This is a genomic window from Streptomyces sp. CA-250714 (assembly GCF_050936705.1).
Classification (GTDB): domain Bacteria; phylum Actinomycetota; class Actinomycetes; order Streptomycetales; family Streptomycetaceae; genus Streptomyces.
In genome coordinates, this window is the sequence record NZ_JBNJMI010000002.1 from 2,211,558 (window position 1) to 2,233,256 (window position 21,699).

A 21,699-nucleotide genomic window follows, 5' to 3' on the forward strand; every position below is an offset into this window, starting at 1 on the left:
CCGGGGGTGCCCCCAGCTCACAGACCGGACTCCGGGGTGCGCACCAGGATGCGGCGGCAGTTCTCGCAGCGCACCACGGCGTCGGCGGGTGCCTCCCGCACCTCGTTGACCTCGGTGATGTTCAGCTCCAGGCGGCAGCCCTCGCAGCGGCGCTGGTAGAGCTTGGCCGCGCCGACCCCGCCCTCGCGCTCGCGGATCTTGTCGTAGAGCTTGAGCAGTTCGGCGGGGACGGCGCCGGCGATGGTCTCGCGCTCCTTGCGGACGCTGCCCAGCTCGGCGTCGATCTCGGCCAGCGCGGCGTCCCGGCGGGCGGTGGCGTCCTGGACCTTGGCGCCGACGGACTCGACGCGCTCGCCCAGTTCGGCCGCGCGCTCGGCGGCGGACTCGCGGCGCTCCATGACCTCCAGTACGACGTCCTCGAGGTCGCTCTGGCGCTTGGCGAGGGAGGCGATCTCGCTCTGCAGGTTCGCCAGGTCCTTGGGGTTGCTGACGGCGCCGGAGTCGAGGCGCTGCTGGTCGCGGGCCGCGCGCTGGCGGACCTGGTCGACGTCCGCTTCCGCCTTGGTCTGTTCGCGGGCGGTGTCGCTCTCCTCGGTCTGCGCTGCCACGAGCAGGTCGCGGAGCTGGGCGAGGTCGGCCTCCAGCCGCTGGATCTCCTCGTGCTCGGGCAGGGTCTTGCGCTTGTGCGCGAGCTGCGTCAGGCGCGTGTCGAGGGCCTGGACGTCGAGCAGGCGGATCTGATCGGCGGGCGCGGCGTTCAGTTGGGGGCTCCCGGGGTGAGGTCGTTGTCGGTCAGTGCGGTCTGCTGGGCGGTGGCCTGCTGTGACAGCGGTGAGGCCTGGGGCAGCGAGGGGGCGTGCGCGGTCCACGGGTCGGTGACGGTACGCGAGACCTCGGTGCGCAGGTCCCAGCCCTTGCGTTCAGCGACGGCGTCGAGTTGCGCCGCCGCCTGCTCGCACCAGGGCCATTCGGTGGCGAAGTGCGCGGCGTCCAGGAGGGCGAGCGGGGAGTGCTCGCGGGCCTCGGAGGCGGGGTGGTGGCGCAGGTCGGCGGTGAGGTAGGCGTCGACGCCCGCTTCCCGTACGACGTCGAAGAGGCTGTCGCCCGAGCCGCCGCACACGGCGACCGTCCGCACCGTCATGGCCGGGTCGCCCGCAGCGCGGATGCCCTGTGCCGTGACGGGCAGCGAGGCGGCGGCCTGCTCGACGAAGTCGCCGAGCGGCAGCGGGCGCTCCAGCTCGCAGATCCGGCCCAGGCCGCGCCGTCCGCCGGGGTCGGTGGCATCCGGCACCAGGGGGCGCAGCACGCGCAGCCCGAGCGCCGAGGCGAGCGCGTCGGAGACGCCGGGGTCGGCGGAGTCGGCGTTGGTGTGGGCGACGTGCAGCGCGACACCGTTTCTGATCAGCGTGTGCACCACGCGGCCCTTGAAGGTGTCGGCGGCGACCGTGGTGGTGCCGCGCAGATAGAGCGGATGGTGGGTGACCAGGAGCTCGGCGCCCTTGCTGACGGCCTCGTCGGCGACCTGCTGCACGGGGTCGACGGCGAACAGTACGCGGCTGACGCGCGCCTGCGGGTCGGCCGGATCACCGCAGACGGTGCCGACGGCGTCCCACTGCTCGGCGCGGTCGCGCGGCCACAGGGTGTCGAGCGCGGCGATGACTTCGGAGAGTGTGGGCTGTGCTGGCACGGGGCAAGGCTACCTGTCCCCGGCCGCGGCGCCCCCAGCCCGGTCGGCGCCCGCCGGAGCCCTCCGGCGGTGGGCCCGCGGCAGGCCCGGGGAGGCCGTCAGCACACTTCTCTGCGCCCGCGCAGGCGAACGCCGAATTCGGTCACCCGTACGCGTGAAGCGGTTCAACTCTCGTTGTTCGACTGCGAGTACGACACCTAGTTTCGTCACCGGAGGTGATCGAGGCATGACTGCGAGTGTCGCCAGGGTCATGAACGAGAGCTTCACGGTCGCGGCGGACGGCTCGTATGCCGCCAGGCTCACCACACGGGCCGGCACGGAGCTCTGGTACCCGGAGCGCTGGACGCTCGGCGGCCCGGAGCCGTACGCGGTACCGCTGCCCGTGGAACAGCCCGAGGACGCCGACAGCAGTGTGCTGCCGTTCGCGGACGGGCGGGTGCTGATCGCCCGCCGGGCGCAGGGACGTTACTCCATGGCGCTGCTCTACCCCTCCGGACCGGAGACCGGTGAGCGGCGGCTGGGCACCGTGGAGACGGACGCGCTGCGGCTGCTGCCCCCGGCGCCCTGCGGGATGCGCGCCTACGCACTGGCCGAGGAGCAGGACGGCCGCGCCACCGGCGTCTGGCTGGTGGCCGACGGCTCCTCCCGCCCGCCCGCGCGGGTCGCGCTGCTGAGCGGCCGGTGCTCGGGCGGCGCCTGGCTGGACCCGGAGGGACGGCTGCTCGCCCTCGACACCACGGGGCCGGACGGCGAGGGCCCCACCAAGACGGTCGCGGTGGACCTCGGCGCGGGCGGCGAGGTCTCACCGCTGCTGGAGATCACCGAGGACAGCGACGACCGGCTGCTGCTCGCCGACCCGGACAGCGGCCTGCTGCTCGTCCGCTCGAACGCGCCGGGCGAGGAGCGGCTGGGCTGGGGTGTGCTGGGCAGCCACCGCCCGGTCCGGTTCCCCGAGGCACTGCACCCCAAGGACACCCGGCTCACCCCGATCGCCGTACAGCCGGGGCAGACGCTGCTGCCCGAACGGTGCGGAGTGGCGCTGCGCGTCGACGCCACGCTGGGGGTGCCCGCCGGATCGCCCGCGCTCGGGGTGGGCACCTGGCTCGCCGTATGGCGGCCCGGGCTGCGGGAGTTGCGGCACCTCGCGAGCCCGCCCGGGTGGCTCACGGGGCACGGCATGTGGACGGCTGGGGGCGAACTCTGCGTCCCGTACTCGACGGCGCACAACCCGTGCGGGCTGGCACGGATGCGGACACCGCTGCCGGAGGGTGAGGACACGGGGGCGCCGGCGCCGACGCCCGTGGTCGCGGCGTCGCCCGGGCCCACCCCTTCGCCCGGGCCCGCGAGGAGGGAGACGGCGGTTGCCGCACCGCCGAGCACGCCGCCGGAATCGCGGCTGAGCGCACCGCCGAGTCCGCCATCCGAATCGCGGCCGAGCGCACCGCCGGGTCCGCCGCCGGGTGCGGCTCCGCGTACGACGCCGAGGGCGGTCGAGCCGCCGGAGGCGACGGCTCCGGCCTGCGGTGACGTCACGGCTCTACAACATCACGATCACGGAGTACCGCCCTCCGGACTGTTGGGTTCCATGGTGCGCAGAAGGGTTTCCGCAGGCGGCGAAGGGTCGTTCGGGGCCGCGGGTGAATCGGTTCCGAAACCGGTGCCCCTCCAGCAGTCCCCGTTGACCAGCGGAACGGCGTAATCAGCAGGTGAAACGGTCTGAAGGGTGTCGGACCTGATCGATAAACTCCGCGGGTACGACGGCAGCAAGAGATTGACGGAGTGACATCACGATGTCCGACACCCAGACCGAGACGCCCAGCACCACGCAGACGGCCGGCGAGGGGACTCACCGGGGGAAGCACAGGGGGGAAGCCGCCGCACACGAGGAACAGACCGTACCGGCACGGGGCCGCCACCGCCGCCCGGAGCCGGCGCAGTAGCCGACGGCGAGCCGCCTTCGGCCCGCATCGAGCCGAACAGCGAGCGGAGCCAACAGCTCGCGGCGCAGCCCCGGCAGTCCAGTCAGCGGCGGCCGGGGCTGCGCCGTGTGTCAGCCCTTCTTGAGGCCGAGCACCTCGCCCGCGGCGAAGGTCTCCTGCGGGGAGCGCTCGGCGAAGAACGGGGTCAGCCGCTCGTCCAGCTCCTCGACGGTGAACGCTTCCTTCGCGGTGTCGAACTTCGCGGCCACCTTGGGCCGTTCCAGCAGTGCCACCATGCCGCCGTGCACCACCAGCAGCTGCCCGTTGATCCGGGCCGCCGCCGGGGAGGCCAGATAGCCCACCAGTGGGGAGACGTGTGCGGGCGCCAGCGGATCGAGCCCGTTCGCCGGTACTTCGAGCCCCTCGAAGACGTCCTCGGTCATCCTGGTGCGCGCGCGGGGGCAGATGGCGTTCACCGTCACCCCGTACTTGGCCAGCGCGTTCGCCGTAGACGTCGTCAGGCCGACGATGCCGCCCTTGGCCGCCGCGTAGTTGGGCTGTCCGGCGGAGCCCGCCAGGAAGGCCTCGGACGAGGTGTTGACGATCCGCCCGTAGACCGGCCCGCCCGCCGTCTTGGACGCCTCGCGCCAGTGCGCGGCGGCGAAGTGGGTGGTGTTGAAGTGGCCCTTGAGGTGGACGCGGATGACGGTGTCCCACTCGTCCTCGCTCATCGAGAAGACCATCCGGTCCCGCAGGATGCCCGCGTTGTTGACCAGGATCTCCAGCGAGCCGTAGGTCTCCAGCGCGAACTGGACCAGGCCGCGGGCCTGCGCGAAGTCGGCGACGTCCCCCCGGTGCGCGACGGCCTCGCCACCGGCCGCGCGGATCTCGGCGGCAACCTCCTCGGCGGGCGCCGCCGACGCCTCGCCGCTGCCGTCCCTGCCGGCTACGCCGAAGTCGTTGACGACGACGCGTGCGCCCAGCCGCGCCAGCTCCAGCGCCTCGGCGCGGCCCAGACCGCGCCCCGCACCGGTGACGATCGCGGTCCTGCCCTGCAAACAGCCCTGCTCAGACATGCGGGTCCTCTCGCGGTGACGGTCACGGTGCCGGGGACGGTGACGGTTCGCGCTACAGCGAGATGCTGGTGCGGAGCGCCTCCCCGGTGCGCATCTGGTCGATGGCCTCATTGATCTGGCCCAGCTGCACCCGGTGGGTGATCAGTCCCTCCAGATCGATCCGCCCGGCCCGCCACAGCGCCACCGCGCGGTCGTAGGAACGCAGCACGTCGCCGCCGCCGTAGAGGGAGGGGAGGATGCGCTTCTCGTCGAAGAACAACTCGAACATATTGAACTGGAGCTGGTCGTCCATGGCGCCCGCGCCCACCACGCACAGCGTGCCGCCGCGCCGGGTGGCCTCGTAGGCGGTGCGCGCGGTCGCCGATCTGCCGACGACCTCGAAGACGTGGTCGAACCCCTCGTCGGCGGTGATCCGGCGCTTGGCATCGGCGAGTTCGTCGGGGGCGACCGCCTCTGTCGCACCGAACCGCAGGGCGGCCTCGCGGCGCCCGGCAACCGGGTCGACGGCCACGATCTGCGCGGCACCGCAGGCACGTGCTCCCTGGAGCGCGCTGATGCCGACGCCGCCGCAGCCGATGACGGCCACCGACGAACCGGCCTCCACGCGTGCGGTGTTGAAGACCGCGCCCAGGCCTGTGGTGACGCCGCAGCCGATGAGCGCGGCGATCTCGAACGGTACGTCGTCGGGGACGGGCACCGCGCAGGGTGCGTCGAGGACGACCTCCTCCGCGAAGGTCCCGGTGCCGGCGAAGCCGAACACCTCGCTGTCGCCGCTGGTACGGCGGAAGTTGGGAGTGCCCGCGTTCAGGAACCCCGTCAGGCACAGATGGCTCTGGCCGCGGCGGCAGGCGGGGCAGCTGTTGCAGGCGGGCAGCCAGCACACCACGACGCGGTCCCCCTGCTTGAGGTGGGTGACTCCGTCGCCCACCTCCACCACTTCGCCCGCGCCTTCATGTCCGGGGACGAACGGGGCCGGTTGCGGGAGCACTCCGCTCATCGCGGAGAGGTCGGAGTGGCACAGTCCCGTCGCCCTGATGCGGACCCGCACCTTGCCGGGGCCGAATCCGGCCGGTTCGATGTCGTCCACGACCTCGAGCTTTTCCTGGCCGGTCTCTTGCAGTACCGCTGCGCGCACGTCGGCTCCCTTCGGAAGCGCTGATCGGTGAGTGCGGTGCGTTGCCCTGTGCGGGTGGGCCGAGCAATTTATGCGTGCGTCACCACGCCGTCCCCCAGCACCACCGCGTCCTCCCTCTCCACCGCGGTCGCCGTCAGCTGGAGGCGGCCGTCGTCGAGGCGCCAGGCCCGCACCCGCAGGGTCTCGCCGGGGTAGACGACCCCGGCGAACCGCACCGCGTACGACGAGACCCGCGCGACGTCCCCGCCGAGTACGCCGTCCACCACGGCCTTCAGCGCCATCCCGTACGAGCACAGGCCGTGCAGGATGGGCCGGTCGAAGCCGGCGAGCCGGGCGAACTCGGGGTCGGCGTGCAGCGGGTTCCAGTCGCCGGAGAGGCGGTAGAGCAGTGCCTGCTCCTCGCGGATGGGCCGGTCGGCGACGAAGTCGGGCTGCCGGTCGGGCAGTTCCAGCCGCCCGGAGGGCCCGCGTTTGCCGCCGAAGCCGCCTTCGCCGCGGACGAAGATCTGGGCTTCACTGGTCCACAGCGGGCCGTCCTCGTCGGCGACGTCCGTACGGAGCACGAGGATCGCGGCCTTGCCCTTGTCGTAGATGTCGGCGACGCGGGCGGTGGCGGTGGCGTGTCCGTCGACGGGGATCGGACGGTGCAGCTCGATGGACTGGGTGCCGTGCAGTACGGCGGCCAGGTCGATCTCGATGCCGGGTGCGGCGAGCCCGCCGACCACTCCCATGCCGGCGCCCGCGACGGTGGCGAACGACGGGAGGACGTGCAGCTTGTTCTCCAGCGTGTAGCGCAGCTCGGCCGGGTCGGTGGCGGGCACGCCCGCGCCGAGTCCGAGGTGGTAGAGCTGGATGTCCTTGTGGCCCCAGGAGATCTCGGTGCTGCGGGGCTCGGCCGCGAGGGCCTTCGCTGCGTCGATGGGCATCGGGGGCTGGGCTCCTTGTTCCTCGGGGCGGGGTTCCTCGGGGCGGGGTGGCGGAAGACCCTGGCCCGGCCGTCCGCACCGTCGGCCGGGCCAGGGCCGCCTGGGGCCGGCCCTGGCCGTGAATGAAACACGTTCTAGGCTGCGCCGCGGCTCCCTGTATAACGCAGAGCTCCCGACAAGGGAAGAGCTGATGCGGCGTCAGCTTTTAAGGGGGCCGCGCCCCGAAGGGGCGCGAGGAACTGCGCGAACGGCCACAACGGTGCTGGCAGCCTGCGGACGACCGGCCAGGGGCACCCCCTGCCCAGCACAGCCGGAGGGAGTTCAGGACCCGCCGGTCACGCTTGCTCCCTCACCGTGCGCGGCAACGCGACAAGCATGAACAGCACGCACGCGCCGAGCAGTACGGCACCCGCATAAAAGGCCATGCCGTATCCCGCGGCCAGCGAGGCAGGGTCCTCGGCGCCGTCGGTGCGGGCGGCGGCCACCGTGGAGAGGACCGCAAGGCCGAGCGCGCCGCCCATCGTGCGGCCGGTGCCGAACAGCCCGGACAGCAGGCCCGCTTCGCCCGGGTCGTCGGTCGCGGTGGCGATGGTGGCCAGCGGCGTCGCGGCCAGCCCGGCGCCGAGCGCCATCAGCACGCCGGGGCCCAGGAGCGTCGTCACATAGGCGCCGTCGGCCCCCATGGAGCCCTGCCACAGATAGCCAAGCCCCGCCATGGCGGCGCCGGTGACAGCGAGATAGCGGTCGCCCATCCGCGCCATCAGGAACGGCGCGATCTTGGAGCCGAGGACGATGGTCAGCGAGTGCGGGATCAGCGCGAAGCCCGCCTGGAGCGGGGTGTAGTGCAGCACGTTCTGGGTGTAGAGGGACAGGAAGTACCACATGGCGAACATCGCCAGCCCGTTGATGAAGATGGCGACGTTCGCCGAGGAGACGGCGCGGCTGCGGAACAGCCGCAGCGGCACCAGCGGTTCACGCGAGCGGGCCTCCACGGCGACGAACAGCGCGAGCATCGCCAGCCCGCCGCCCAGCGGACCCAGCGCGCTGGGCGCTGTCCAGCCCGCGCTGTCCGTCCGTACGATGCCGTACGCCACGGCGCCCAGGCCCAGCGTCACCAGCAGGGCGCCGGGCACATCCAGGCGCCGTACCGACTCCTCGCGGCTCTCCGTCAGCCACACGGCCGCCGCCACCAGCACGAGTACGCCCACGGGTACGTTGATCAGCAGCACCCAGCGCCAGGAGAACGCGTCGGTGAGCACCCCGCCCACCAGCCCGCCCGCGGCACCGCCGCCCGCGCCGACCGCCGACCAGGTGGCTATCGCCTTCGTACGGGCCGGGCCCTCCGGTACGGATGTCGTCAGCAGGGTGAGGGTGGCCGGTGCCAGGATCGCGGCGCCCATGCCCTGGATGCCGCGGGCCGCCAGCAGCTGCCAGGGCTCCTGCGCGAGTCCGCCCGCCAGGCTCGCGGCGGTGAACAGCGCCAGCCCCGCCAGGAAGACCCTCTTGCGCCCGAACAGGTCGGCGGCCCTGCCGCCGAGCAGCATCAGCCCGGAGAACGTGAGGGTGTAGGCGTTGACCACCCATTGCAGACCGGTCTCCGAGAGGGAGAGGGTGGCGCGCATCGAGGGCAGGGCGACGTTGACGACGGAGACGTCGAGCACGACGAGGAACTGGCCGGCACACGCGGCCAGTACGACCGCCCACAGGCGGGGGGTCCTGGCGGCGGAGCCGGATATGGAGCGGGAGCTCTCGGGCTGGGCGGTCTGCGGCATGCGCGTAGTGTGACACCTGTAGGGGCCATGTCAGCGACGCGGCAGCGTGACCACCGGACACGGGGCGGCCCGGCTCAGATGAGGGGGCGGGGCTCCGGGTCGCGGGGCAGGCCGAGCAGGCGTTCGGCCACCACGTTGAGCTGGATCTGGGTGGTGCCGCCGGCGATGGTCAGACACCGGGACATCAGGAAGCCGTGCACCGCCTGTTCGCCCGCGCCTTCCCGCACCGCGCCCTGCGGGCCCAGCAGTTCGAGGGCGAGCTCGGCGACCTTCTGCTGGTGCGGGGTCTGGATCAGCTTGCGGATGCTGGCACCGGCGCCCGGGTCGAGCCCTTCGACGCGCTGGAGGGTGGTGCGCAGCGAGATGCAGGTCAGCGCGTGCGCCTCGGCGGCCAGCGCGCCGACCCGTTCGCGCACCGCGTCGTCCGTGGCCACCGACGCCTGGATCAGCGCTTCGAGGCCGGTGCCGAAGGTGAGCTGGTCGGCCATGTGGACGCGCTCGTTGCCCAGGGTGTGCCGGGCCACCCGCCAGCCGTCGTTCACCTCGCCGACCACGGCGTCGGCGGGCAGCAGTACATCGTCGAACCAGACCTCGGCGAACAGCGAGTCCCCGGTCATCTCCGTCAGCGGGCTCACCTCGATGCCCGGGGTGTGCTTCATGTCGACGAGGAAGAACGTCAGCCCCTCGTGCTTGGGCGCGTCCGGGTCCGTACGGGCCAGCAGGATGCCCCAGTCCGCCCACTGCGCCGCCGACGTCCACACCTTCTGCCCGTTGACGCGCCAGCCGCCGTCCGGGGTGCGTTCGGCGCGGGTGCGCAGCGACGCCAGATCGGAGCCGGCGCCCGGCTCGGAGAAGAGCTGGCACCACAGCACATCGCCGCGGAGTGTCGGGAGCAGGTGCCGGGCACGCTGCGCTTCGGTGCCGTAGGTGATGAGGGAGGGCACCACCCAGGTGGCGATGCCCAGATCGCTCACCTTCACCCCGGCCTCCTCCAGCTCGCGATGCACGGCCAGTTGGTGTACGGGGCCCGCGCCGAGTCCGTACGGCTCGGGCAGGTGCGGGGAGGCGTAGCCGGTGGCCGCCAGTGTGCGGCGGGCCGCGGCCGGGTCCTGGCCGCGCGCGGGGGCGACGGCCTCGCGGGCCGCGGCGCGGTACGCCTCAGCGTCGGGCGGCAGCTCCATCCGCACCTCGCGGCGCGCGTCCCCGCGGGCGAGCCGGGCGGCACGCAGCCGGTGCGCGGTGCCGGTGCCGAGCAACTGCCGCGCCACAACGGCCCGGCGCAGATACAGATGGGCGTCGTGCTCCCAGGTGAAGCCGACGCCGCCGAGGATCTGCACACAGTCCTTGGCGCAGCTGTACGCCGCCTCCAGCGCCGCGGAGGCGGCGAGGGCCGCCGTCAGGCCGCGTACCGGCGCGGTGGCCGCCGCTTCGCGGGCCGCGCGCGCCGCGTCCCAGGTGAGGGCGCGGGCCTGCTCGACGCGGACCAGCATGTCGGCACACAGGTGCTTGACGGCCTGGAACTGCCCGATGGGCCGCCCGAACTGCTCACGGGTCCTCGCGTACTCGGTGGCCGTCTCCAGCGCCCAGGCAGCCACCCCGCAGGCCTCGGCGGACAGCAGTACGCAGGCCAGGTCGTGCACGCGCTCGCTGTCGTGGGGCAGTGCGCGGCCGGCCGGGACCCGCACCCGGTGGGCGGTGACCTCGGCCGTGGGACGCAGCGGGTCGGTGCTCTGGTGCGCGCGGATGTCGAGCGCGGCGGCGTCGACGGCGCACCACAGGGGGGCGGCCCCGGTCCGGTCGGCGGCGAGGAGGAGCAGGTCGGCCTGGGCGCCGCCGAGGACGGGCGGCGCGGTGCCGTCCAGGGTCCACGAGCCGTCCTCGCCCTCCCTCGCGGTGAGGGAGCCGGTGGCGAGGGCAACGGCGCCGATCCGCTCACCCGTGGCGAGGGCGCCGACCAGCTCGCGCCCGGCGCCTGCCACGTGCAGGAGTTCCGCGGCGAGTACGTGCGGCAGATACGGGCCCGGGAGCGCGGCGTGGCCGGTCTCCTCCAGTACGACGGCCAGGTCGAGCAGCGAGCCGTCCGCGCCGCCGTCCGCCTCGGGCAGCTGGAGCCCGCACAGCCCCTGCCCGGCGAGGCCGTCCCAGTATCCGGGCCGGCCCTGCACCGGCGGCGCCTCCAGGAGCTTCCGCCGCTCCTCGGCCGGTACGGCACGCGCCATCCAGCCCCGTACGGAGTCGGCCAACTCCCGCTGTTCCTGCGTGATCCCGATGCCCGTTCCCATGCGGGCACACTAGAACACGTTCCAGTGGGAGGGAAGGGACGGGGGCAGCAGCGGAACTTGCGTCACCAGGCCGTCTTGGGGCCTGTCACCTTCACCTTTCCGCAGCCGATCCGCTTCGCCTCGGCCGCGACGTAGGAGGGCAGCAACTCGGCCGTCGGCGAGTGCTTCTCGAAGGTGTCCTCCTGCTGAATCAGAAAGGCGACGGGTCCTGTCTGGCAGGTGGCGACGTAGGCGCTCAGATCGCCGGAGACCCGGCCGTAGCCGTCACCGGCGAACCGCACAGGACCGTCGTAGGCCAGCGGCGTGACGAAGTTCGCCAGGCGGGGGTCCTCGATGGTGGTGAACCGGGTCCCGTCCGTGGTGAAGTACCGGCCGTACTCGCACGAGTGCGCCGGGCCCGAGAGATCGGTGCTGGACCGCACCGCGTTGCGGGAGTCCTTCGAGCCGCCCAGCCATGAGGGCAGCCGCACGCCCTTCAGCCCGCACAGCTCGGCCTCACCGTGCTTCTCGGGGGTCCGGGTCCTGGTCAGCGGGGCCAGCTTGTCGGGCTCGGGGTAGCGCCCCTGGCAGCCCTTCTCGGACAGGACGCCGTTGGTCAGCTCCACGACGGCATCGGCCAGCGCCGCCCGGTACTTCCGCGACTCGCCGGGGTCGTCCTCATACGGGTTGAGCGAGCCGGAGGAGAGCGAGACCACCGCGGGCGGATCGTCCTCGCCGCCCCCCTCACAGCTCTCGGGCAGTGCCACCCACGCCCGGGAGTCGGAGACCATGCCCGGGATGTCGCGGCCCAGTGGCGCCATCGTCGGCGAGAGGAACTCACGCGTCCACTCGCGCACGCCCCGGCCCTTGTACCGGTCGAGTTGCTGGACCTCGGCCGAGATCTCCCACTTGAGCTGGTCGTCCTCCCACCGCTGGAGCCGGCACTCGGTGCTGTACCGGCCGACGTCGCCGGTGCTTTGCAGGGGCAGTTCCTTCGCCCGTATCTCCCCGTCCGAGAAGAGGCGGTCCACGGTGCCGGAGGACAGCGAGTCCCAGCACACGTCCCCGGGGAAGAAGGGCAGCTCCCCCGCGCGCCATGCCATGGTTCCGCCGGCCAGCAGCGCCCCGACGACGGCGCCGACGACGGCGACCCCGGGCTTGCCGCGGACGAGGCGGCGCAGCCGGCCGCGCGGGGAGGGGGCCGGCTTCTCGGCCGGGGCGGTCTTCTCGGCCAGGGCCTTCTCAGCAGGGTCCGGCTTCTCGGCCGGGGCCGACTTCTCCGCCCGGGCCTTCTCCGCCGGGTCCGGCTCCGGGCTCTCCGAGTTCGGGCCATCGGTGGTAGGCCGGCGCTCCTCCTCCGGCATGTGATCCCTCTCCCTGTGCTGGTCTTCGCTCATGAGGTGGGGGCCACCGCGGGGCAGCCGATGCGGTCGGCGACGGAGTTGGCCGTGGCGGCGAAAACGCGGCGCGTATCGGGCTCGGCCCGGTCCGCCAAGAAGCTGTCGAGGCGCAGATAGAAGACGGTGGGCTTGCCGTGGCAGTCGGCGGTCAGCAGCGCCTGCCCGGCACCGACCTCGCCCTTCCCGCGCCAGCCCTTGCCCTTGGGTGTGCCGTGTGACAGGCCGGTGAACAGTGCGGCGAGCCGGGGCTGGGAGGTCATCACGAACTGCCCGGCGGTGACGGGGTTCCCGAGCTCCGTCCTGTCGTCCACCGAGCAGGTCTGGAGCTGGTCCGTGACGGGACCGGTACGGGCCTCGTATTGGTCGTCGTAGTCGAGTTCGAACCGGAAGCCGGGGATCCGGCACAGCGGGCTCCGCCAGCCGCCGAGGTCGTTGCCCCTGCCCGGTTCGGGAAGCGGCAGGGTGACCGCGAACGGCTTCTCCGGCGCGCACCCCGCCTGCTGGGCGGCCGTGTTCACCAGGGACATCAGCGGGTCGGGCGTGCTGCCGGATCCGCTGGGGAACGACGTGCCCTCGACGGTCACCACGGTGGGCCGCCCATCAGCGGTGTCGCACTTCGGCGGGAGGACGAAGAGGGACCGTTCGCGGCCCATCAGGCCGGGCAGACCGTGCGGCAGCGGCTGCATCCCCGCGTCGAGGTGGTCGGTCAGCCATACGTGCCGCTCACCGGCATCGCGCGGTACGGGGCCGACCTCCACGGCGACCCGCGGATCGTCATCGGCCGGGAGAGAGCCGGAGGTTGTACTGCCGTCGCCATACCCGTCCGCGGAGTCCGTGGCGCTGTCGTCCTGCTTCTCCTTCAGCGTCACCGAGCAGTTGGCGCGCTTGCCCTTGCGGGGCGGCGCCGACTGCTCGCTCGTGCGCTCGTACCCGTCGGTGTCCTCCGCGAGGAAGTCCGGGACGTTCTCGCCGTCGTCCTCGTGCCAGGCGCCCCAGCAGAAACTCTGCCGGGCGAAGGGCCCGGTGTCGGTGGCCCAGGTGGTGCCCACTCCGGCGCCGGCCAGTACGGCGAGGCCCAGCAGCACCGCGAGGGCCCTGCGGCGGCGCCGGTGCGCGGAGGCGGCGGGCGCCTCGGAGGTGTCGCTTCCCGTCACTCCACTCCCCCGTCGTCCCGTAGCAGTTCGGTGAGGGTACCTGCCACCCGTGTGGGGGACGGTGGTAGGGCAGCATGACAGCAGCCCACCGACCCCGGGTGAACAGCGGACCCGGCGTGCGCGAGCGCGCCGACGACAGCAGAGGAACGAACGATGAACCCTCCGGCCCCCGAGCCCAGTACGCTCGCCGCGTTCGAGGCGGCCAAGGGGTTCATGCCGCTGGACGAGGGGCTGGCGCTGTACGCGGCTGCCGCCGAGGCTGGCGGGCTCGGACTGCCGCTGCTGGAGGTCGGCACCTACTGCGGGCGCTCCACCCTGCTGCTGGCCGACGCGGCGCGGCTGACCGGGGTGACGGCGCTCACCGTCGACCACCACCGGGGCAGCGAGGAGCAGCAGCCGGGGTGGGAGTACCACGATCCGGAGGTCGTCGATCCGGTCGTGGGGAGGATGGACACGCTGCCCACCTTCCGCCGTACGCTGCACGCCGCAGGCCTGGAGGAGCACGTGGTCGCGCTGGTGGGCCGCTCGCCCCAGGTCGCGGCGGTGTGGGGGACACCGCTGGGGCTGGTGTTCATCGACGGCGGTCACACCGAGGAGCACGCCACCGCGGACTACGAGGGCTGGACGCCGCATCTGGCGCCGGGCGGGCTGCTGGTCATCCACGATGTCTTCCCCGACCCGGCGGACGGCGGCCAGGCCCCGCACCGCATCCACGAACGCGCGCTGGCCTCGGGCGACTACACCCCGGAAGCGGCCGCCGGATCGCTGCGGGTGCTGCGGCGTGGCTGACGATCCGGGCACCGGCCGCAGGCAGCGCGGGGCAGAGGCTCTAGCATCTAGGCCCGTGTCGTACGAATGCTTGGCGAAGCGGCGGCGGACGAGCCGGCGAGCAGCGGCCGCGATGGTCGCGGGAGCCGTGTGTCTGGGCACCGCCGGGTGCGGGGCGTTCGGTGGCGGTCACGACGGCGAGGGGGACAAGGGCGGCAAGCCGTCCCGCTCCTCCCCGGCCGCGGACGGCAAGGGCGGCGGTAAGAACGGCAACAAGGGCGACGATGAGAAGCACGGCGGCAACGGCGACCGTGACGGGCGGCAAGGGGCGCACAAGCCGCCCGAGTCGTCCCTGCGGGGCAAGGTGATCGTCGTTGACCCGGGCCACAATCCGCACAATCGCGACCAGCCAGGCAAGATTTCCCGGCCCGTCGATATCGGCACGGGAAAGAAGGAATGCGACACCACGGGCACCTCGACCAATTCCGGTTACGCGGAGGCCGAGTTCACTCTCGATCTGGCGCACCGTCTCCGTACACACCTACGGGAACGCGGGGCGACGGTGAAGTTCACACATGACGGCAAGGACCCGTACGGGCCGTGTGTGGACGAACGCGCGGAGAAAGGAAATCAGGCACAAGCGGACGCCGCCATTTCGCTCCACGCGGACGGCGCACCCAGCGGAAGCCGCGGTTTCCATGTGATTCTTCCCGCATCCGTGCACGAGGGCGCCGCCGACACCCGGCAGATCACGGGCCCCTCCCGGAAGCTGGGCACCGACCTGCGGGACGCCTACCGCAAGGCCACCGACGTGCCACCGGCCAACTACCTGGGCGATGGCAACGGTTTGGACACCAGGGACGATCTGGGCGGTCTCAACCTCAGCAAAGTTCCCAAAGTGTTCCTCGAATGCGGCAACATGCGTGACCCGGCCGATGCCGCGCTCCTCACATCGGCGAAGTGGCGCGAAAAGGCGGCGCGCGGTGTCGCGGACGGCATCACCGCATTCCTCACCTGAGAGGCGGGGAATCATGAAACCGACAGGCGAACCCCTCGGACCGGCCCGTAGTCTCATCCGTACGATGGGGTGCTCACCCCCGGCAGACCTCAACCATGACCAGACCGATTAAGGACCCCACGTGAACATCCGCTCGCTCACCCGAGGCGACGGCGCGGTGATAGGAGCAGCGGTGCTGCTGTTCATCGCTTCGTTCCTCGACTACTTCTCCGCAGGCGACTGCGGCGCGTATTGCGACAAGATCGATCTGCCCAACGCCTGGAACGCGGAGAAGCTCCCGCTCGTCCTGGCCACGATCTTCCTGCCGGGCATCCTCGGTGCCGGCCTGATCGCCGGCGGCCGCTTCCTGCCGGAGGGCCGTAAGTTCGGTGCCGTCTCGCTTCCGCAGGCCGGCGCGACCCTGATGGTGTTCTCGCTGTGGTCCGCGGTCTGGGGGATGGCGTCTGCTCCGGACGAGGCGGAGATGGGCGCCGGCGCCATCATCTCGCTGCTGGCCTCGCTGCTCGGCGCGGCCGCCGCGATGATCAGCCCGGTGGTTCCGGCCCTCGCGGCCCCGCTGGTGCCCGCGGGCGGCGGCGCCCCGGGCCCGTACGGCGGCCAGTACCCGCAGCAGGGCGGCGGCTACGGCTACCCGGGCGGCCCGCAGGGCGGCCAGCCGGGTCCCTACGGCGCCCAGCCCGGCCAGGGCGGCCCGCAGCCGTACGGGCAGCAGCCGGGTCAGCCGCAGCCGGGCCAGCCGGGCCCCGGCCAGTCCGCAGGCGGCCCGCAGGGCGCCACCGGTGGCGCCCCGGACCCGAACTTCCAGCCGTTCTGGTTCGCCGTCCCGATGGCCCGCCCGCTCTTCCCCGAGGACGGCTCGCCGCAGCCGATCGCCGAGCTGGCGCCTGGTACCTGGTACCTGGCCGTGGAGCAGCGCGGTCAGGCCCTGATCGCGCAGACCCAGGACGGGCGCCGCGGCGTCCTCCAGGACACCTCCAACATCCAGCGCGGCTGAGCCCCGGCGCAGCGCGCGACGCAGCGGCCCCTCGCCCTTCCGGGCGGGGGGCCGTTGCCGTACGCTGCCGGACCAGCGAGCTGACGGCCCGTCAGCTCAACGGCCGGTGGAGGGGAGGCGGCGGATGCGGCTCGGACTGGCGCTCGGCTACTGGGGGCGCGGCCCCGACGCCCGTCACCTCGAACTCGCCCGGCAGGCCGAGCAGCTGGGCTACCACTCGGTGTGGACGGCCGAATCGTGGGGCTCGGACGCGTTCACCGCGCTCACCTGGATCGCCGCGCACACCTCCCGGATCCGGCTGGGCACCGCCGTCGCACAGATGGCGGCGCGCACTCCGACCGCCACCGCAATGCACGCGCTCACCCTCGACCACCTCTCCGGCGGCCGGATGCTGCTCGGCCTCGGCCTGTCGGGCCCACAGGTGGTCGAGGGCTGGTACGGCCGCCCGTTCCCCGCCTCGCCGCTCACCCTGACCCGCGAGTACGTGGACGTCGTACGGCAAGTGCTCCGCCGCCAGGGGCCCGTACGGCTGGCCGGGCGCTACCACACGCATCCGTACGCCGGCCCGGACGGCACCGGCATGGGAAAGCCGCTCAAGCCGATCACGCACCCGCTGCGACCCGATCTGCCGGTACTGCTGGGCGCCGAGGGCCCCAAGAACGTCGCCCAGACCGCCCGGATCGCCGACGGCTGGCTCCCCCTGTACTGGTCGCCCTTCCGGACCTCGGTGTACGAGGCCGCGCTGGCCGAGGCCCCGCCCGGCTTCCTGGTCGCCCCCATGGCACAGGCCCGGCTCTGCGCCGACGTCACCGAGGGGCTGCTGCCGGTCAAGGCGATGCTCGGCTTCTACATCGGCGGCATGGGCCACGCCCGGCGCAACTTCCACGCCGAACTGATGGCCCGCATGGGATACGCGGAAGCGGCGGAACGGGTCCGTGAACTTTTCGCCGCGGGCCGACGCGAGGAGGCGGTACACGCCGTGCCCGACACCTTCGCCGACGAGATCTCCCTGATCGGCCCCCGCGAACGGATCGCGGAGCGCCTTGAACTGTGGCGCTCGGGCCCGGTAACCGACTTGCTGGTGACGGCCCCGGATCCGGGGACGCTACGGGTGCTGGCGGAGCTGATGTGAGGGGGATGCCCCGAAAGGGGGCGCGCCCCGAAGGGGCGCGGGGAACTGCGCGCCCAGCCACAACGGAGCCCCAGCCTGCCGACGACGGAGAGGGGCACCCCTGGTAGCAAAAGCGCCCGCGCAGCACTCAGCAGCAGTCGGGTTCCAGGCCGGTGGTGAGTTCGTCGGCGTGGAAGTATCCCAAGTGGCGGGCGGACTCACGTGTCCAGACGTACGGCCCAGGTGTCGCCGTCGCGGTCGGCGAAGGCACGGAGCTGATGGGTGCGGGGCGCACCCCGGCGTTCCCATTCGGCGGCGAGGGACTGGAGCATCGCACGGGCTGGGGAGACAGGGGCGTCGGAGATCAAGAGCTCGTCCGTGACCAGCGCGGCGTGCACTGCCCCGCCCGGGTTGCTGATACCGATGCCGACGCCCACACCTTGCGGCAGGGCGGCCTCCAGCAGTCCGTCCGCGCGGGTGGCCAGCAACCAGTTCTTGAAGTGGAAGTAGTCGTCTCCAGTGGCCGGGTTGGGCTCGGCGTAAGGATTGGAGGTGAGTGCGGACAGGAGCTGTTCGGCAGGCTTGCTACCCATGGCGGTGACGCTGGCGCCATCGTGTTCAGCGCGGGTGAGCTCCGTTACGGGACGCAGGGGGGCCATGGGGGTGTAGCCGCCGTGGTGGACCTCGATCCGGTCCGGCTGGGCCTTGTCGTCCACGGTCAGGCAGGCGATGGCGTAGGAGCCGGGAAGGTCACTGATGCGTACGCCGGTCAGCAGCTTGCCTCCGGGACGGAGCTGGGCCAGCCAGGCGTGCGGAATGGCGGGCGGAGTGGCGCCGACGAAGATGCCGTCATACGGAGCGCGTTCGGCGTGGCCAGGCATGCCGTCGCCGGTGATGACGGTGACGGGGAGCTGATGCTCGGCGAAGAGCCGGGCGGCGCGCTCGGCCAGCTCGGGGTTGTACTCCACGGCCGTGACATGGCCGGTCGGGCCGGCCAGGTGGGCGAGGAGGGCGCCGGAGTAGCCGGAGCCCACCCCGATCTCCAGCAGGTTCGCCCCGGGACGTGGGGCGAGCATGCGCACGTGGCGCCTGGTGACGTCGGCCGGGGTACACGGCCTGATGGCGCGCCCGTCCGGGCCGTGGAAGTCCTCGGTGGGGCAGGCTGCGATTGCGCGGGCCAAGGCGTCGTCATGAATCATGTCGAGGCGCTTTCGATGTCAGATACGGATGGTGACGTGGTACGGGCGGTCGGGGGTGTCCGGCTCGCCTACGGGCTGGTGGTCTGCTTCGACCCAGGCGTGGGAGGCGCACGGCATGAACCGGCAGCCTATGCACCAGTCCACGGCCCGGCCTCGTAGACCGGCCGCGAGAAACGCGGCCAGCGACAGCTCCAGGCACGCGGCGCGGCCGGGCAGGAAGCGGCTGGCCCAGTCCCGGGCGGAGACGATCCGCATCGCGGTGTCCCGGTCGGCTGGACGCGGGGCCAAGCACTTCACGGTGCGGGCAGCGGCAAGAGTCAGGCGCAGCGGTGCCAGACGTAGCAACGCGACGGCCACCAAGAGTGTGGCCAGCGCTGCGGCGCCGTCGAGCACGGGCGGACGAGGCGCGTCCGGAGGCTCGGCCATCGGGATGCTCACCGCCACCACCACCCGCGCTGCTCGCCGCAGGGCCGCAGCAGGCGGCGCTCCAGCAGCGTGCGGGTGAGCTGCCACATGTCGGCGCGTACTTGCTCGGGTGCGGCGCCATAGTGGTCGGCCACACGGTCGGCGGCTTCCTCCGGAGTAGCGCCGTCGGCCAAGTGCTGCCACCAACGGGCGCCCGACACGGTGAGGGCGTACCAGCGGCCACGCCCGCGAAGATCGAGCAGCATAGCGCCGTGGCCGGTCACGGTCGCCCGGACCGTGCTCGCCGGCCGAACTCGCTCGGGCAGATCAAGCGCGGGCACAAGCCACCTCCTGGGTTTGGTGGAGCTGGTGAAGCCACAGCTCTGTCGTCACCAGCGCTTCCAGCGCCATGAACCGGTCAGGCACTCCCGCGGCCATGCGCTCGAACGCGCTCAAGGCCAGGCCGGGTTCGATCCAGCCCTCCTGCGCCAGTCGGCCATGCTGGATCAGCTCGCGCACCACCTCGGCGTTGCGGTGCAGCCCGGTGTACGCGTTGCCGTCGTAGGAACCCTTGGTGCGGCGCCCGAGCAGCCAGCTGGGCACCAGGCCGTCCAACGCGGCACCCAGGAGTGGCTTTTGTACGTGGAGAGAGGCGCGGCAGGCGACAGGGACGGACATGGCCGCGCGCACCACCGCGTTGTCCAGGTACGGGGCCTGATGCGCAACGCCCAGGCCATGGGCCTGGTTTCGTAGCTCCGCCTCGTAGGTGCCGAACTCTCCCAGCTCTGACCAGGTCCGCCACCTGCTGGTGTCGGCCCGGGACAGGTGGCAATTCTCGGCGGCGCGCAGGGCGCGGTCAGCCAGTTCCAAGCGGGCGGGAGGGGTGAGCCAGGCAGCCAGTCCGGAAGGCATGCACCAGTGCAGCCGGGCACCCCGGGACAGGGCGGCGGGTGCGGGTCGACGCAGTTCGGCGGCCATCTGCCGCAGGGCGTCCGGAAGTCCGGTGCAGGAGAGGCGGACGGCGGCGGCGACAACGGCGTGCACAGGCAGATGACGCAGCCGAGCGCGGGCGAGGCAGTGTCGCCACAGCTCTCCTGTTCGGCGCTGCCGGGCCAGGTCGGCCAGGTAGTACGGCGGGACACTGAGCAGCGTGTCCGCGCCGGAGCCGGTCAGGTGGGCGTCGCTGCCGACGCAACGGCTCTGGTAGGCGTCGCGCATACGCCACCGCGCCGCGTCGGGGAACGGCTGATCGGTGTGCGGGGCGGCCATCACGTCCTCGAAGAACAGGCCGTCCGGGTCCTCGACCAGCTCATGGCGAAGCTCGGGGCACGCGGTGGCGGCGCGCAACGCGTAGGACAGATCATCGTTGCTGCTGGTCGGGTCGGCGTGAGTGACCGCGTGGACCGGGATGCCTTCCGCGCAGGCGAGCAGGGCCAGCGAAGTGGAATCAAGGCCGCCGGAGAAGTCGGCGGTCACATGCCCGGCGGACCGGGCACGGGCCGCGACCGCTTGCGTCAGCGCTGTACGCAGCTCATCCGCCGCCTGGTAGAAGGACGAGACCGGGCCGGGCATCGTCTCGTACGCAACGGTGCGCGACCGGCCCTCGCGGTCCACAAGAAGGGCGTGGCCGGCGGGCAGTCGCCGCACACCGTGGAACGCAGTGCCGTCGCCGCACACCTCCGGCACCGTGGGGCACACCATGCGGGCGGTCAGCGTCTGATAGTCGAGCTCAGAGTGCGCCGCCTGCGCCAGAGCTGTGGCCGAGGTGGACCACTCGGTACGTGACTTGTACGTCGCCAGGTAGACCGGGCGCGTCCCGGCCACGTCGGTCAGGACGGCGGTGCTGTGACCATCGTCGGCGATCGCCCAGTAGCTTCCGGGCCACTGGGTCAATTCGCGCCAGCGGCCTGCACGGATGGCGGCCAGGCCATGGTGCAGCTCCTCCTTGCCGGCGAAGCACGACCCGGCGACGGCCAGCCGCGTCCGGCCGGCTTCCACGGTCGTCCAGGTTGTGCCTGGTGCGCTGCCAACGAAGGCAGGTGCTTGATCTTCCGCCCACAGGGGGCGGCTGTTCGACGGTGCGGCGGTGGCGCTGCTGATGCTGAACACTGCGCTTCCCTTCGGTGGGAAGGGGCGGCGGGACCGCAGGGGACCCGCCGCCCCGGGGCCGTGCTACTCGAAGTAGCGCCCCTTGTCCTGGCTGTCCTCGGCGTACTTGCCGAGCGTGACGTCAGCGACCGTGTCGATCTCGATCAACACAGGCGCGACGTAACCTTCACGCTCGCGGGCGGGCTTTTCTGATGCCTCCATGCGCGGTAACACCTCCTTTCTCCTCGCTCGGTGGTGCGCTGCTTTCCCCCGCAGGAGTGCCGGGGAAGATCAGGTCCTCCGGCTCAGCCAGGCCAGAGGGAGGGCGGCTCAGCACGTGTCACCGGCTTTCAGCTCGGCCCAGACGCTTTTGCCCCAGCCGCCCTTGGGGTCGGTGCCCCAGCGAACGGTCAACGCCTCCACCAAGGCGAGGCCGCGCCCCTCAGCTGCGTCGTCGCGAGCGGCACGGCGCACTGGCTTGGCACGGCACTTGTCGACGACGTCGATTCGCACCAGGTCCGATTCGAGGCGCGTGACGGTGACCCGGATGGTGTGGCACGTGGTGTGCTGGACAGCGTTGGCCACCAGCTCGGTGACGACCAGCGTGCTGTCCCCCGCTATGGCGTGCAGCCCCCAGGCAGCCAGGGCGGTGTTCACCAGCACGCGGGCGGTTCGGGCGCTCTCCGCCTTGCGTGGCAGTGTCTCGGTGTATCCGGGATGCCCTGTGGAGCGGGCAATAGCGGTCACGGTCATCAGGGCCTCGTAGTTGTGTGCGGTGGTGTGGCC

Annotated in this window: 20 protein-coding genes; 5 read left to right on the forward strand and 15 right to left on the reverse strand. The window is 72.4% G+C overall.

What is annotated here, in order from left to right:
* Positions 1 to 17 precede the first annotated feature (17 nt).
* Entirely contained in the window at positions 18 to 761 is a 744-nt protein-coding gene (locus ACQEU8_RS28775; RefSeq protein ID WP_433108797.1) for a zinc ribbon domain-containing protein, read from the reverse strand.
* Entirely contained in the window at positions 758 to 1,687 is a 930-nt protein-coding gene (locus ACQEU8_RS28780; protein ID WP_433106154.1) for a Nif3-like dinuclear metal center hexameric protein, read from the reverse strand. The genes ACQEU8_RS28775 and ACQEU8_RS28780 overlap by 4 nt, the downstream gene beginning before the upstream one ends.
* Positions 1,688 to 1,913: 226 nt before the next feature.
* Between ACQEU8_RS28780 and ACQEU8_RS28785 the strand changes: the two genes are divergently transcribed.
* A complete protein-coding gene (locus tag ACQEU8_RS28785) occupies positions 1,914 to 3,386 on the forward strand; it encodes a hypothetical protein (protein WP_433106156.1) in 1,473 nt (490 codons plus the stop codon).
* A 351-nt stretch (positions 3,387 to 3,737) separates the two neighbouring features.
* On the opposite strand, the gene ACQEU8_RS28790 is transcribed toward ACQEU8_RS28785, so the two are convergent.
* The 7 genes from ACQEU8_RS28790 to ACQEU8_RS28820 all read right to left on the reverse strand — a co-directional run bounded on the left by ACQEU8_RS28790 (position 3,738) and on the right by ACQEU8_RS28820 (position 13,330).
* Positions 3,738 to 4,682: a 3-oxoacyl-ACP reductase gene (locus tag ACQEU8_RS28790; protein WP_433106158.1), complete on the reverse strand. Its 945-nt coding sequence runs from the start codon at positions 4,680 to 4,682 to the stop codon at positions 3,738 to 3,740.
* 52 nt (positions 4,683 to 4,734) lie between these two features.
* Positions 4,735 to 5,817, reverse strand: a complete 1,083-nt coding sequence (locus ACQEU8_RS28795) for a Zn-dependent alcohol dehydrogenase (RefSeq protein ID WP_433106160.1) — start codon at positions 5,815 to 5,817, stop codon at positions 4,735 to 4,737.
* A gap of 68 nt (positions 5,818 to 5,885) precedes the next feature.
* Positions 5,886 to 6,743 carry a MaoC/PaaZ C-terminal domain-containing protein gene (locus ACQEU8_RS28800; protein ID WP_433106162.1) on the reverse strand — a complete coding sequence of 286 codons (858 nt, stop codon included), beginning with the start codon at positions 6,741 to 6,743 and terminating at the stop codon, positions 5,886 to 5,888.
* Positions 6,744 to 7,078: 335 nt separating this feature from the next.
* Positions 7,079 to 8,515, reverse strand: coding sequence for an MFS transporter (locus ACQEU8_RS28805; RefSeq protein ID WP_433106164.1), 1,437 nt, complete (start codon positions 8,513 to 8,515; stop codon positions 7,079 to 7,081).
* 74 nt (positions 8,516 to 8,589) lie between these two features.
* Positions 8,590 to 10,797 carry an acyl-CoA dehydrogenase gene (locus ACQEU8_RS28810; protein WP_433106166.1) on the reverse strand — a complete coding sequence of 736 codons (2,208 nt, stop codon included), beginning with the start codon at positions 10,795 to 10,797 and terminating at the stop codon, positions 8,590 to 8,592.
* Positions 10,798 to 10,859: 62 nt separating this feature from the next.
* Positions 10,860 to 12,140 carry a hypothetical protein gene (locus tag ACQEU8_RS28815; protein WP_433106168.1) on the reverse strand — a complete coding sequence of 427 codons (1,281 nt, stop codon included), beginning with the start codon at positions 12,138 to 12,140 and terminating at the stop codon, positions 10,860 to 10,862.
* 29 nt (positions 12,141 to 12,169) lie between these two features.
* Entirely contained in the window at positions 12,170 to 13,330 is a 1,161-nt protein-coding gene (locus tag ACQEU8_RS28820; protein ID WP_433106170.1) for a hypothetical protein, read from the reverse strand.
* A 153-nt stretch (positions 13,331 to 13,483) separates the two neighbouring features.
* Here ACQEU8_RS28820 and ACQEU8_RS28825 point away from each other — a divergent pair, with 153 nt between their 5' ends.
* From ACQEU8_RS28825 to ACQEU8_RS28840, 4 genes are all read left to right on the forward strand, one after another.
* Positions 13,484 to 14,119 (forward strand): class I SAM-dependent methyltransferase, encoded by a 636-nt coding sequence (locus ACQEU8_RS28825; protein WP_433106172.1) that lies wholly within the window; start codon positions 13,484 to 13,486, stop codon positions 14,117 to 14,119.
* 112 nt (positions 14,120 to 14,231) lie between these two features.
* Positions 14,232 to 15,116 carry an N-acetylmuramoyl-L-alanine amidase gene (locus tag ACQEU8_RS28830; RefSeq protein ID WP_433108798.1) on the forward strand — a complete coding sequence of 295 codons (885 nt, stop codon included), beginning with the start codon at positions 14,232 to 14,234 and terminating at the stop codon, positions 15,114 to 15,116.
* Positions 15,117 to 15,237: 121 nt separating this feature from the next.
* Positions 15,238 to 16,110, forward strand: a complete 873-nt coding sequence (locus tag ACQEU8_RS28835; RefSeq protein WP_433106174.1) for a DUF5336 domain-containing protein — start codon at positions 15,238 to 15,240, stop codon at positions 16,108 to 16,110.
* A 124-nt stretch (positions 16,111 to 16,234) separates the two neighbouring features.
* Complete coding sequence (locus ACQEU8_RS28840; protein WP_433106176.1) at positions 16,235 to 17,242, forward strand: LLM class F420-dependent oxidoreductase; 1,008 nt, start codon at positions 16,235 to 16,237, stop codon at positions 17,240 to 17,242.
* Positions 17,243 to 17,439: 197 nt separating this feature from the next.
* Here the strand turns inward: ACQEU8_RS28840 and ACQEU8_RS28845 are convergent, their stop codons facing one another.
* The 6 genes from ACQEU8_RS28845 to ACQEU8_RS28870 all read right to left on the reverse strand — a co-directional run bounded on the left by ACQEU8_RS28845 (position 17,440) and on the right by ACQEU8_RS28870 (position 21,666).
* Positions 17,440 to 18,420: a protein-L-isoaspartate O-methyltransferase family protein gene (locus tag ACQEU8_RS28845; RefSeq protein ID WP_433106178.1), complete on the reverse strand. Its 981-nt coding sequence runs from the start codon at positions 18,418 to 18,420 to the stop codon at positions 17,440 to 17,442.
* An 18-nt stretch (positions 18,421 to 18,438) separates the two neighbouring features.
* Positions 18,439 to 18,858, reverse strand: a complete 420-nt coding sequence (locus ACQEU8_RS28850; protein ID WP_433106180.1) for a lasso peptide biosynthesis B2 protein — start codon at positions 18,856 to 18,858, stop codon at positions 18,439 to 18,441.
* The gene (locus tag ACQEU8_RS28855; protein ID WP_433106182.1) at positions 18,855 to 19,166 is read right to left on the reverse strand and encodes a PqqD family protein; all 312 of its coding nucleotides are present in this window, start codon (positions 19,164 to 19,166) and stop codon (positions 18,855 to 18,857) included. The genes ACQEU8_RS28850 and ACQEU8_RS28855 overlap by 4 nt, the downstream gene beginning before the upstream one ends.
* The gene (locus ACQEU8_RS28860; protein ID WP_433106184.1) at positions 19,153 to 20,934 is read right to left on the reverse strand and encodes an albusnodin/ikarugamycin family macrolactam cyclase; all 1,782 of its coding nucleotides are present in this window, start codon (positions 20,932 to 20,934) and stop codon (positions 19,153 to 19,155) included. Before ACQEU8_RS28860 ends, ACQEU8_RS28855 begins: the two co-directional genes overlap by 14 nt.
* 63 nt (positions 20,935 to 20,997) lie before the next feature.
* Positions 20,998 to 21,135: a hypothetical protein gene (locus ACQEU8_RS28865; protein ID WP_433106186.1), complete on the reverse strand. Its 138-nt coding sequence runs from the start codon at positions 21,133 to 21,135 to the stop codon at positions 20,998 to 21,000.
* Positions 21,136 to 21,243: 108 nt separating this feature from the next.
* Positions 21,244 to 21,666: an ATP-binding protein gene (locus tag ACQEU8_RS28870; protein ID WP_433106188.1), complete on the reverse strand. Its 423-nt coding sequence runs from the start codon at positions 21,664 to 21,666 to the stop codon at positions 21,244 to 21,246.
* Between the last annotated feature and the right edge of the window lie 33 nt (positions 21,667 to 21,699).

Excerpts from the sequence above, each read along its gene's own strand:
- ACQEU8_RS28870 (WP_433106188.1), bottom strand. The coding sequence starts at position 21,666 with ATGACCGTGACCGCTATTGCCCGCTCCACAGGGCATCCCGGATACACC.
- ACQEU8_RS28805 (WP_433106164.1), bottom strand. The coding sequence starts at position 8,515 with ATGCCGCAGACCGCCCAGCCCGAGAGCTCCCGCTCCATATCCGGCTCC.
- ACQEU8_RS28815 (WP_433106168.1), bottom strand. The coding sequence starts at position 12,140 with ATGCCGGAGGAGGAGCGCCGGCCTACCACCGATGGCCCGAACTCGGAG.
- ACQEU8_RS28830 (WP_433108798.1), top strand. The coding sequence starts at position 14,232 with ATGGTCGCGGGAGCCGTGTGTCTGGGCACCGCCGGGTGCGGGGCGTTC.
- ACQEU8_RS28785 (WP_433106156.1), top strand. The coding sequence starts at position 1,914 with ATGACTGCGAGTGTCGCCAGGGTCATGAACGAGAGCTTCACGGTCGCG.
- ACQEU8_RS28810 (WP_433106166.1), bottom strand. The coding sequence starts at position 10,797 with ATGGGAACGGGCATCGGGATCACGCAGGAACAGCGGGAGTTGGCCGAC.
- ACQEU8_RS28790 (WP_433106158.1), bottom strand. The coding sequence starts at position 4,682 with ATGTCTGAGCAGGGCTGTTTGCAGGGCAGGACCGCGATCGTCACCGGT.
- ACQEU8_RS28845 (WP_433106178.1), bottom strand. The coding sequence starts at position 18,420 with ATGATTCATGACGACGCCTTGGCCCGCGCAATCGCAGCCTGCCCCACC.
- ACQEU8_RS28800 (WP_433106162.1), bottom strand. The coding sequence starts at position 6,743 with ATGCCCATCGACGCAGCGAAGGCCCTCGCGGCCGAGCCCCGCAGCACC.
- ACQEU8_RS28865 (WP_433106186.1), bottom strand. The coding sequence starts at position 21,135 with ATGGAGGCATCAGAAAAGCCCGCCCGCGAGCGTGAAGGTTACGTCGCG.
- ACQEU8_RS28825 (WP_433106172.1), top strand. The coding sequence starts at position 13,484 with ATGAACCCTCCGGCCCCCGAGCCCAGTACGCTCGCCGCGTTCGAGGCG.
- ACQEU8_RS28840 (WP_433106176.1), top strand. The coding sequence starts at position 16,235 with ATGCGGCTCGGACTGGCGCTCGGCTACTGGGGGCGCGGCCCCGACGCC.